Source organism: Streptomyces sp. NPDC002926 (assembly GCF_053591755.1).
In genome coordinates this window covers 74,830-85,745 of the sequence record NZ_JBSFUK010000023.1, presented here as the reverse complement: position 1 = coordinate 85,745, position 10,916 = coordinate 74,830, and the positions used below count along the sequence as shown (strand labels likewise).

Below are 10,916 nucleotides of genomic sequence, written 5' to 3'. Positions count from 1 at the left end.
TCCGGCCGCGTCACATTGAGAACCTCGTTGCACCCCTCGAGATTCTCGAAGTCCTCAAGCGTCGGATCCTGCGCCTGCAACATCGTGCCCATCGCCCCGTCAGCCACCACCACACGAGTGGCGAGCGCCTCACGGAGGGCGTCGATTCGGGTCCGGCTGTCAGCGGAGGGGGTCGGCAACGAGGCCATGGATGTGCTCCCTGGGATGCGACGGCTGTCGGCTTTGCGTCTTCCGGTGGAAGGCGCACGGAGCCAGAGTAGCCGGGCGGCCGCCGACGGGCCCGGGCGTCCCACGAGGCGGACGGCGTCGTGTCTCCGGGCGTCCGTGATGTGTTTCTCGGTCGCGCTGTTTTCCAAGGCGGTGACCAAGGTCGACATCGAGCGATAGTGTTCGGCATTGTCGAACTGCATGTGGAGAAGGGCCGACCGATGCCGAAGAACATCCAGTCGCTCGAGCGAGCGGCGGCGATGCTACGACTACTGGCCGGCGGAGAGCGCCGACTGGGTCTGTCCGACATCGCCTCATCGCTGGACCTGGCCAAGGGCACCGCCCACGGCATTCTGCGCACGCTCCAGGCCGAGGGATTCGTCGAGCAGGACCCGGCGTCCGGCCGCTACCAGCTGGGGGCGGAGCTCCTGCGGCTCGGCAACAGCTATCTGGACGTGCACGAGCTGCGCGCCCGTGCCCTGGTCTGGACGGACGACCTGGCACGCTCCAGCGGCGAGAGCGTCCACCTCGGGGTGCTGCACCAGCACGGCGTGCTGATCATCCACCACGTCTTCCGGCCGGACGACAGCCGTCAGGTCCTGGAGGTGGGGGCCATGCAGCCGCTGCACTCCACCGCGCTCGGAAAGGTGCTCTCGGCGTACGACCCGGTGGCACACAGCGAGGTGATGGAGGTCGAGCGCAAGGCCTTCACGCCGCGCACGGTCACGGGTCTGGCGGACTTCGAGTCGATGCTCGACCATGCGCGGGCGCGCGGCTGGGCCGCCGACGTGGAAGAGACCTGGGAGGGCGTCGCCTCGCTGGCCGCGCCCATCACCGACCGCCGCCGCATGCCGGTGGGCGCGGTGGCCATCACGGGCGCGGTCGAGCGGATCTGCGATGCCGGGGAGCTGAGGTCCGAGCTGGTCGCGGCGGTACGGGACTGTGCCCGCGCGGTCTCCAGGGATCTGGGCGCCCAGCGATTCTGAGCGGCGCTTCGGCCCCGCTCGGCACCCCGTCGGTAACGATCGGGTTTCCGGCAACACAACCCTTGACGTCGTGTTAACACGGGGGCAAAACTGCCGTTCATCGGTCGGCATTGTCGAACACCTACCGGCAATACGCGCTAGGGTGTGACAACGCCAGGGCCGGCAATTGCCCTCACCTGAGGGCACGAACCACCGGAGTGACCCGGGGTTCGCTTTCCCTGGACGAAGGACAAAGGAGTCGCGGGTGTCCAGCTCCGACATCTTCATCGGCGAGATCATTGGTACCGCCGTACTCATCCTGCTCGGTGGTGGCGTGGTTGCCGCCGTCGTACTCAAGCGCTCGAAGGCGCAGAACGCCGGCTGGCTGGCGATAACCTTCGGGTGGGGATTCGCGGTCATGATCGCGGTCTACATGACGGGCACCCTTTCCGGTGCCCACCTCAACCCCGCAGTCACCATCGGCATCGCGGTCAAGGACGGGGACTGGAGCAATGTTCCGGTCTACCTCGCCGGGCAGCTGCTCGGCGCCATGATCGGTGCCACGCTGGTCTGGATCGCGTACTACGGACAGTTCCAGGCCCACCTCACGGACCCGGAGATCATCTCCGCGCCTCCGCATGAGGAAGGCCTGGTCAGCGAGACGGCCGCGCCGAAGGCCGGCCCGGTGCTCGGCGTCTTCTCGACAGGCCCCGAGGTCCGGGTCGTGTGGCAGAACCTGGCCACCGAGATCATCGGCACCACGGTGCTCGTGCTCGCCGTCCTGACGCAGGGCCTCAACGACAGCGGCAAGGGTCTCGGCGTCATCGGCGCACTGATCGTCGCGCTCACCGTCGTCGGCATCGGCCTCTCGCTCGGCGGCCCGACGGGCTACGCCATCAACCCGGCCCGTGACCTCGGCCCGCGCATCGTGCATGCCCTGCTGCCGCTGCCCAACAAGGGCGGCTCGGACTGGGGCTACGCCTGGATCCCGGTCGTCGGCCCGCTGATCGGCGGCGCCCTCGCAGCGGGTATCTACAACCTCGCGTTCGCCTAAGCCGACACTCTGACCTCGCAGGAGCACTCCGTGACCGACACACACACCACCGGCCCGTTCATCGCGGCCATCGACCAGGGCACCACCTCCAGCCGCTGCATCGTCTTCGACACCGACGGCCGGATCGTCTCCGTCGACCAGAAGGAGCACGAGCAGATCTTCCCGAAGCCGGGCTGGGTGGAGCACAACGCCGCCGAGATCTGGACCAATGTCCAGGAGGTCGTCGACAGCGCCATCGCGAAGGCGGGCATCACCTCCGCCGACGTCAAGGCCATCGGCATCACCAACCAGCGTGAGACCACGGTCCTCTGGGACAAGAACACCGGTGAGCCGGTGCACAACGCGCTGGTCTGGCAGGACACCCGTACCGACGCTCTCTGCAAGGAGCTCGGCCGGAACGTCGGCCAGGACCGCTTCCGCCGCGAGACGGGCCTGCCCCTGGCCTCGTACTTCGCCGGCCCGAAGATCCGCTGGCTGCTGGACAACGTCGAGGGCCTGCGCGAGCGCGCCGAGCGCGGCGAGATCCTCTTCGGCACCATGGATTCCTGGGTCATCTGGAACCTGACCGGCGGCGTCGACGGCGGCGTGCACGTCACCGACGTCACCAACGCCTCGCGCACCATGCTGATGAATCTTCACACCCTCGACTGGGACGAGAAGATCCTCCAGTCGATGGAGGTACCGGCCGCGGTGCTGCCGGAGATCCGCTCGTCCGCCGAGGTGTACGGGTCCGCCAAGAGCGGCGCGCTCGCCGGTGTGCCGGTCGCGTCCGCGCTCGGTGACCAGCAGGCGGCCCTGTTCGGCCAGACCTGTTTCGCCGAGGGCGAGGCCAAGTCGACGTACGGCACGGGCACGTTCATGCTGATGAACACCGGCAGCGAGCCCGTCAACTCGTACAACGGTCTGCTGACGACCGTCGGCTACCGGATCGGCGACCAGCCCCCCGTGTACGCGCTGGAGGGTTCCATCGCCGTCACCGGTTCGCTGGTGCAGTGGATGCGCGACCAGATGGGCCTGATCAGCACTGCCGCGGAGATCGAGACCCTCGCTCTGACTGTCGAGGACAACGGCGGCGCCTACTTCGTGCCGGCCTTCTCGGGCCTGTTCGCCCCGTACTGGCGTGACGACGCCCGCGGTGTGATCGCCGGTCTGACCCGCTATGTCACCAAGGCTCACATCGCGCGTGCCGTGCTCGAGGCCACGGCCTGGCAGACCCGCGAGATCAGTGACGCCATGACCAAGGACTCCGGCGTCGAGCTGACCGCACTCAAGGTCGACGGCGGTATGACCTCCAACAACCTGCTGATGCAGACCCTCTCGGACTTCCTGGACGCACCGGTGGTGCGCCCGATGGTCGCCGAGACGACCTGCCTCGGCGCTGCATACGCCGCCGGCCTTGCCGTCGGTTACTGGCCGGACACCGACGCGCTGCGCGCCAACTGGCGCCGGGCCGCCGAGTGGACCCCCCACATGGAAGCGGACCAACGGGACCGCGAGTACAAGAGCTGGCTCAAGGCCGTCGAGCGGACCATGGGCTGGCTCGAAGACGACGCTGACGAGGAGTAAATCGAGATGACCACCCTGCAGAGCGTCCCTGCCCTGGGGACGCACCCGGCCTCCGGCTCCCTTCCGAGCCGCGCCGAGACTCGGGAGCAGCTTTCCAAGGCGACGTACGACCTCCTGGTGATCGGCGGCGGCATCCTGGGCATCTCCACCGCCTGGCATGCGGCGCAGTCCGGGCTGCGGGTGGCTCTGGTGGACGCCGGCGACTTCGCCGGCGCCACCTCCTCCGCCTCCTCCAAGCTTCTCCACGGCGGTCTGCGCTATCTGCAGACCGGCGCGGTGAAGCTGGTCGCGGAGAACCACTTCGAGCGCCGTGCGGTCTCCCGTCAGGTGGCCCCGCACCTGGCCAACCCGCTCACCTTCTATCTGCCGGTGTACAAGGGCGGACCGCACGGTGCGGCGAAGCTCGGCGCGGGCGTCTTCGCCTACTCCGCGCTCTCGGCGTTCGGTGACGGCGTCGGCCATGTCATCAGCGCGAACAAGGCGCAGCGCGATGTTCCCGAGCTGCGCACGGAGGGCCTGAAGGCCGTTGCCGTGTACGGCGACGACCAGATGAACGACTCCCGGATGGCGCTGATGACGGTGCGTGCGGCCGTCGAGTCGGGCACCACCGTTCTCAACCACGCCGAGGTCACCGGGCTGCGCTTCACCAAGGGCAGGGTCACGGGCGCGGAACTCAAGGACCGCTTGGACGGTACGGAGTTCGGTGTCACGGCCCGTCTGGTGCTCAACGCCACCGGACCGTGGGTGGACCACCTGCGCCGGATGGAGAACCCGGACGCGGCTCCGTCCATCCGTCTCTCCAAGGGCGCGCATCTGGTGCTCAAGCGGACGTCGCCGTGGAAGGCCGCGCTGGCGACCCCGATCGACAAGTACCGCATCACCTTCGCCCTCCCCTGGGAGGACATGCTGCTGCTCGGTACGACGGACGAGGTGTACGAGGGCGACCCGGCGGATGTCGCGGTCAACGAGAAGGACATCGCGCAGATCCTGGACGAGGCGGCGTTCTCCATCCGGGACCAGCAGCTGTCGCGGGATCTGATCACGTACTCCTTCGCGGGCCTGCGGGTGCTGCCGGGCGGTCCCGGCGACACCTCGAAGGCCAAGCGCGAGACGGTCGTCACCGAGGGCCGCGGCGGCATGCTGTCGGTGGCCGGCGGCAAGTGGACGACCTTCCGTCACATCGGCCGTACAGTGATGAACAAGCTGGCCGCCCTGCCCGGGCAGCCACTGGCCGAGGACATGGAGCCGATCGCGCATCTGCCGAAGAAGCTCCCGCTGCCCGGTATATCCAACCCGAACGCGGTCGCCCACCGGCTGCTCGTCGACGGCGGCACGCCGGGCCCGCGGATGGCGGCCGACACCGCGCGTCACCTCGCCACCCACTACGGTTCGCTGTCCTTCGACATCGCGCGCCTGGCCAACGAGAACCCGGCGCTCGCCGAGCGCATCCACCCGGACGCGCCGGAGATCTGGGCGCAGGTCGTGTACGCGCGTGACCACGAGTGGGCCGAGACGGCGGACGACGTGCTGCGTCGCCGTACGACGCTGACAATCCGTGGTCTGGCGACGGACGATATCCGCGGCAAGGTCGACAAGCTGCTGATCGACAAGGCGTAACAACACGGCGGTTGTACGGCATGGGTAAGGGGCGGCCTCCTTTGAGGCCGCCCCTTACGTGATCTGCGGCCGATCACGGTGGACGGTTTCGGGATCGATGGGGCGGTACAGATGGAAACCCCCGCCGATTTTCCGAGGAGATCGCCCCGATCATGCGCAAGGAGGCTCCGGCCACCCGCGGGGACGCATAATGGGTGCCGATACATCGGATGTCTGGAGGTCGCCCATGGCTGTCACCGACGAGGCCATCGAGAAGATCAAGGGAATGATCGTCTCGGGCGCGCTGCGCCCCGGCGACCGCCTCCCCAAGGAGAGCGAACTCGCCGCCGAGCTGGGGCTGTCCCGCAACTCACTGCGTGAGGCGGTACGCGCGCTGTCGCTGATCCGCATCCTGGACGTACGGCAGGGTGACGGCACCTATGTGACCAGCCTGGACCCGCAGTTGCTGCTGGAGGCGCTGAGCTTCGTCGTGGACTTCCACCGGGACGACACGGTGCTGGAGTTCCTGGCCGTACGCCGGATCCTGGAGCCGGCCGCCACGGCGATGGCCGCCGCCCGGATCAGCGAGAGCGAACTGGATGTACTGAGCGCCCAGCTGGACGCGCTCGGACCGCAGCCCTCGGTCGAGGAACTGGTCGCCGCCGACCTGGAATTCCACCGCGGCATCGTCCGGACCGCGGGCAACTCCGTGCTCTGCTCGCTGCTGGACGGGCTCTCCGGGCCGACCACCAGGGCGAGGGTCTGGCGCGGGCTGACGCAGGAGGACGCGGTCAGCCGTACGCTCCACGAGCACCGGGCGATCCTGTCGGCGCTGCGCGACCGGGACGCGGAGGCGGCGAAGTCGTGGGCGACGGTGCATATCGCGAGCGTGGAGCATTGGCTGAGGTCAACGCTGTAGCGGGGGCTCCGCCCCGAGCCCCCGCGCCCCAATCGCCGGCGGGGCTTGATCTGCCCGTCCGGCGCCCCACCCCCGCCCCGCCAGTCCTGCTTCTCCCCGCTCGCGAAGCGCGAGATCACCAGCGCGACGATGATGATCGCCCCGTTGAGGAACTGGTTCCACAGCGCCGGCACTCCGCCCGGCGTCATCACATTGACGACCAGCTGGAGCGTGAGCACACCGGTCAGCGCGCCGAAGAGCGTGCCGCGGCCGCCCTTGAGGCTGATCCCGCCGATCACGGCCGCGGCGAACACCTGGAAGATCCAGCCGTTGCCCTGGGTGGCCGCGACCGATCCGTAGTGGCCGGTGTAGAGGATGCCGGCGAAGGCGGCGAGCAGGCCGCCGACGGCCAGCACGATCCAGGTGATCCGGTCGACGCGGACACCGGCGGCCCGGGCGGCCTCCGGGTTGCCGCCGATCGCGTACAGGGCGCGCCCGTGACGCAGATACGCCAGCGCCGCGCCGCCGATGGCGAAGAGTGCCAAGCAGATCCACACTGCGGCCGGCGCGCCGAGCCAGTCGGTCTTGCCCAAGTACCGGAAGGACTCCGGGACATCGGTGATCGACTTGCCCTCGGTGATGCCGATGTGGAGGCCACGCAGCATGGTGAGCATGCCGAGCGTGGCGATGAAGCCGTCGACACGCAGCTTCAGCATCAGAAAGCCGTTGACCACGCCTCCTGAAGGCTCCGCAGCGACTCGGCTATGGCGCCGGTGCCCTGCGGGGCCATGACGACGGCCTTGGCACCCTGGTCGGTGAAGGTCTGGACGTTGGCGACCAGCTTTCCGATGTCGTTCTGGGAGTTGGTCACGGACAGCGCGTCGACTTCGCCGTCCTTGACGCCCTTCTGTATGTACTGCTGGTAGGAGTTCCAGAAGTCGCTGTCACTGCGCGGCAGATCGATGCCCACCTTGCCCCCGCCGGACCCGCTGTCCGCGTCACGGTTGCAGCCCGCGAGGGCCGTCACGGCCAGAAGTACTGTGCAGACGGCGGCACTTGTCGTACGCACTCTCATTGTCCCGTCCTTCGTGGGTGTCGGCTGCTGGGCGCTCGGTTCGACGGACGCAGGCGCAGTCCCTGCATTCCGCCGTCGACCGCGAGTGCCGTGCCCGTGACGGCGGCCGCGGCGGGGCCGGCGAGATAGACGACGGCGGCGGCGACCTCATCCGCCGCGACCAGCCGGCCGGTGGGCTGGCGGGCCTCGAGGGCAGCGCGTTCGGCCACGGGGTCGTCGGCCTGGTCGAGGAGACGGCCGATCCACGGGGTGTCGGCAGTTCCGGGGTTGACGCAGTTGACGCGGATGCCTTCGCCGACATGGTCGGCGGCCATGGCGAGGGTGAGCGAGAGGACCGCGCCCTTGCTGGCGCTGTACAGGGCGCGCCGGGGCAGCCCGGCGGTGGCGGCGACGGAGCAGGTCTGGGTGATGGAGACATGGCCGGGGCGGTCCGCGGCGGCGCGGCGCAGATACGGCAGGGCGTGGCGGGCGACCCGCACCATGCCGAGCACATTGACGTCGAGGACGCGCCGCCACTCCTCGTCGGCATTGTCGGCGACCGTGCCGATGGCGCCGATACCGGCGTTGGAGACGACGGTGTGCAGGGCGCCGAACTCCGCCACGGCCCCGTCGACGGCCGCGCGGACCGCGGCGTCGTCGGTGACATCGGCCTCGATGGCGAGGACGCCGTCGGGCGCTCCGGCCGTCTCGCGGTCGAGTACGGCGACCTGGGCGCCCCGGCTGAGCAGCAGTGCCGCGACGGCGGCACCAATACCCGAAGCGCCACCGGTCACCAGCGCGGACAGTCCCTCGAAGTCTCTTGTCCCCGTCATGAGTTGACCTCCTGGGTGGTGCGGCGGGCCTGCCAGACGGGCCCCTGCGGATAGCGGTGGGCGGCGATCGACTCGGGGAGCATGCGGGCGGAGAAGCCCGGTGCGCACGGCGCGGCATAGCGTCCGGAGGCGATCACGGCGGGGTCGGCGAAGTGCTCGTGGAGGTGGTCGACGTACTCGATGACCCGGTCCTCCCAGCTGCCGGAGACGGCGACGTAGTCGAACATGGCCAGATGCTGGACGAGCTCGCACAGTCCTACCCCGCCCGCGTGCGGGCAGACGGGGACGCCGTACTTGGCGGCGAGCAGCAGGATCGCGATGTTCTCGTTGACACCGGCGACACGCGCGGCGTCGATCTGGACGAAGTCGACGGCCCCGGCCTGGAGCAGCTGCTTGAAGACGACGCGGTTGGCGGCATGCTCGCCGGTGGCGACCTTGACCGGCTGGCCGGCGCGGACGGCGGCATGTCCGAGGATGTCGTCGGGGCTGGTCGGCTCCTCGATCCAGTGCGGTTCGTACGGGGCGAGTGCCGTCATCCAGCGCACGGCATCGGCAACGTCCCAGCGCTGATTGGCGTCCACGGCGATGCGTACGGAAGGGCCCGACCGCGGCGCGGGCCAGCCTCAACCGCCGTACGTCGTCGTCGAGGTCCGCACCGACCTTCAGTTTGATCTGCCCGAAGCCGTCGGCGACCGCTTCTCTGGCCAGCTTCACCAGCTTCTCGTCGGAGTACCCGAGCCAGCCGGGCGAGGTGGTGTACGCGGGATAGCCGCTCTCCCGCAGGTTCGCGGCGCGGTCGGCCCGGCCGGGTTCCGCGGCCCGCAGGAGGGCCAGCGCCTCGTCCCGGGTGAGGGCATCCGTCAGATAGCGGAAGTCGACGAGCGAGACCAGCTCCTCGGACGACATCGAGGCGAGGAACTCCCACACCGGCTGCCCCGCGCGCTTCGCCGCCAGGTCCCAGGCCGCGTTGACGACCGCGCCGGCCGCCATGTGCATCACTCCCTTCTCGGGACCGAGCCAGCGCAACTGGGAGTCATGGGTCAGGTCGTGGTGGAGCGCGGCGAGGTCGGCCGCGGTACGGGGCGCCTGACGGCCGACCGCATAGGGACGCAGTGCTTCGATGGCCGCGGCGGTGACATCGTTGCCACGCCCGATGGTGAAGACGAAGCCGTGCCCCTCGGCCCCGTCGGTCGCGCGCATCACCACATAGGCGGCGGAGTATTCGGGAGCCGGGTTCATGGCGTCCGAGCCGTCGAGTTGTTCCGAGGTGGGAAAGCGGATGTCGTGGACCTCGAACTCCGTGACGGTCTGACTCATGCACGCACCCCCGGTGAGACGAACATCGGAGAACATCGGACCTCTTGTCATCCGATGTATAGCGCCGTCCGCTCGACAACGTCCAGGGCGGTGACGAAATTGATCAGACACAGCTCGGATGAATCGACTGCGAGGTGCCCTGGTTCTCCGACGCGTGCCCCATCGAGCGGAAGTTCACCCGGCCGTGCATGGGGGCTGCGGCGAGGTGCCTCGTAAGCCGTAAGGTTGGGGCGTACGAACGGGAACTTCGGAAGGAGGCACTGGGTGATCGAGCTCGAGGGGGTACCCGAGCTGATCGACCCGGTCATGGTGGCCGCGTTCGAGGGCTGGAACGACGCCGGCGACGCCGCCTCCACCGCGGTCGCACACCTGGATCGGGAATGGAAGGGCGAGGTGTTCGCGGCGCTGGACGCCGAGGACTACTACGACTTCCAGGTCAACCGGCCCACGGTGTGGCTGGACGGCGGGGTACGGAAGATCACTTGGCCGACAACCCGGCTCTCCGTGGTCCGCATCGGCGGCGAGAAACCGCGGGACCTGGTGCTGGTCCGCGGCATCGAGCCATCCATGCGCTGGCGCTCGTTCTGCAACGAGATTCTGGGCTTCGCCCATGAGCTGGGCGTCGAGATGGTGGTGATTCTGGGCGCGCTGCTCGGCGACACGCCGCACACCCGGCCGGTGCCGGTCAGCGGGATCACCTCGGACCCGGATCTGGCCAGAACCATGGATCTGGAGGAGACCAGGTACGAGGGGCCGACCGGCATCGTCGGCATTCTCCAGGAGGCGTGCACGCATGCGGGTGTGCCGGCGGTGAGTCTGTGGGCCGCGGTACCGCACTATGTCTCGCAGCCTCCCAACCCCAAGGCGACGCTGGCGCTGCTCAATCGTCTCGAGGACCTCATCGGCCTGCGCATCCCGCTCGGCGAACTGCCCGAGGACGCGCGGGCCTGGCAGCTCGGCGTGGATCAACTGGCCGCCGAGGACAGCGAAGTGGCGGAGTACGTCCAGACACTGGAGGAGGCGCGGGACACCGCGGAGCTTCCCGAGGCGACGGGCGAGGCCATCGCCCGCGAGTTCGAGCGGTATCTACGGCGGCGCGACGGGGGTCCCGGGCATGCGACCGACGGGGGCGAGGCCAGTTCGTATCTGCGCGAAACCTCCAGCGGGCGCACCCGGCCGCCGATGCCACCACGTGCGGAGCCGGAGACGGAAGCCGGGACCGGGCCCGAAGCGGGCGCCGAAGGGGAAACCGGCGACGAGGAGGATTCCCCGGAGGACTGAGACACCTGAACGATGAGCGGGGGGGGGGCGGGGGGGGGCGCCCCCCGCGTGGGGGCGGGTGGTTGGGCGGGGGGGTCGGTCGTGGTCAGGGGGGGAGACCGGGTGCACCGCGGCCCCGGCGTTCGACGTGGTGGGGGTGGGCGCC

The 10,916-nt window shown here is 69.3% G+C and carries 8 protein-coding genes and 3 pseudogenes; 6 read left to right on the top strand and 5 right to left on the bottom strand.

The genetic code is table 11. The annotated features are described in order from the left end of the window. Window positions 1-410: hypothetical protein (locus ACWDZ6_RS26475; protein ID WP_451504822.1), on the bottom strand; the 410-nt coding region annotated here is incomplete at its 3' end. Window positions 411-428: 18 nt separating this feature from the next. Between ACWDZ6_RS26475 and ACWDZ6_RS26470 the strand changes: the two genes are divergently transcribed. The 5 genes from ACWDZ6_RS26470 to ACWDZ6_RS26450 all read left to right on the top strand — a co-directional run bounded on the left by ACWDZ6_RS26470 (window position 429) and on the right by ACWDZ6_RS26450 (window position 6,307). After that, window positions 429-1,193, top strand: a complete 765-nt coding sequence (locus ACWDZ6_RS26470; RefSeq protein WP_326655127.1) for an IclR family transcriptional regulator — start codon at window positions 429-431, stop codon at window positions 1,191-1,193. Between the two features lie 244 nt (window positions 1,194-1,437). Then, complete coding sequence (locus tag ACWDZ6_RS26465) at window positions 1,438-2,226, top strand: MIP/aquaporin family protein (RefSeq protein WP_366735260.1); 789 nt, start codon at window positions 1,438-1,440, stop codon at window positions 2,224-2,226. Between the two features lie 30 nt (window positions 2,227-2,256). After that, window positions 2,257-3,792 carry a glycerol kinase GlpK gene (glpK, locus tag ACWDZ6_RS26460; RefSeq protein WP_366735259.1) on the top strand — a complete coding sequence of 512 codons (1,536 nt, stop codon included), beginning with the start codon at window positions 2,257-2,259 and terminating at the stop codon, window positions 3,790-3,792. Window positions 3,793-3,798: 6 nt separating this feature from the next. Further along, the gene (locus tag ACWDZ6_RS26455; RefSeq protein WP_451504821.1) at window positions 3,799-5,409 is read left to right on the top strand and encodes an FAD-dependent oxidoreductase; all 1,611 of its coding nucleotides are present in this window, start codon (window positions 3,799-3,801) and stop codon (window positions 5,407-5,409) included. A gap of 226 nt (window positions 5,410-5,635) precedes the next feature. Next, window positions 5,636-6,307: a FadR/GntR family transcriptional regulator gene (locus ACWDZ6_RS26450; protein ID WP_451504820.1), complete on the top strand. Its 672-nt coding sequence runs from the start codon at window positions 5,636-5,638 to the stop codon at window positions 6,305-6,307. A gap of 83 nt (window positions 6,308-6,390) precedes the next feature. Here ACWDZ6_RS26450 and ACWDZ6_RS26445 read toward each other — a convergent pair. The 4 genes and pseudogenes from ACWDZ6_RS26445 to ACWDZ6_RS26430 all read right to left on the bottom strand — a co-directional run. Beyond that, window positions 6,391-7,023, bottom strand: a pseudogene (locus ACWDZ6_RS26445) (ABC transporter permease); the annotation flags it as partial. Further along, window positions 7,023-7,361, bottom strand: a pseudogene (locus ACWDZ6_RS26440) (sugar ABC transporter substrate-binding protein); the annotation flags it as partial. The pseudogenes ACWDZ6_RS26445 and ACWDZ6_RS26440, both read right to left, overlap by 1 nt. Beyond that, window positions 7,358-8,173, bottom strand: a complete 816-nt coding sequence (locus ACWDZ6_RS26435; protein ID WP_451504819.1) for an SDR family NAD(P)-dependent oxidoreductase — start codon at window positions 8,171-8,173, stop codon at window positions 7,358-7,360. The gene ACWDZ6_RS26435 and the pseudogene ACWDZ6_RS26440, both read right to left, overlap by 4 nt. Continuing rightward, window positions 8,170-9,490 (bottom strand): annotated as a pseudogene (locus tag ACWDZ6_RS26430) (enolase C-terminal domain-like protein). The gene ACWDZ6_RS26435 and the pseudogene ACWDZ6_RS26430 overlap by 4 nt, the downstream one beginning before the upstream one ends. Window positions 9,491-9,754: 264 nt before the next feature. On the opposite strand from ACWDZ6_RS26430, the gene ACWDZ6_RS26425 reads away from it, so the two are divergent. Beyond that, window positions 9,755-10,771: a PAC2 family protein gene (locus ACWDZ6_RS26425; protein ID WP_326648769.1), complete on the top strand. Its 1,017-nt coding sequence runs from the start codon at window positions 9,755-9,757 to the stop codon at window positions 10,769-10,771. The last annotated feature ends 145 nt before the right edge of the window (window positions 10,772-10,916 follow it).

Coding starts and splice junctions, on each gene's coding strand:
- ACWDZ6_RS26470 (WP_326655127.1), top strand. CDS start 429: ATGCCGAAGAACATCCAGTCGCTCGAGCGAGCGGCGGCGATGCTACGA.
- ACWDZ6_RS26455 (WP_451504821.1), top strand. CDS start 3,799: ATGACCACCCTGCAGAGCGTCCCTGCCCTGGGGACGCACCCGGCCTCC.
- ACWDZ6_RS26450 (WP_451504820.1), top strand. CDS start 5,636: ATGGCTGTCACCGACGAGGCCATCGAGAAGATCAAGGGAATGATCGTC.
- ACWDZ6_RS26435 (WP_451504819.1), bottom strand. CDS start 8,173: ATGACGGGGACAAGAGACTTCGAGGGACTGTCCGCGCTGGTGACCGGT.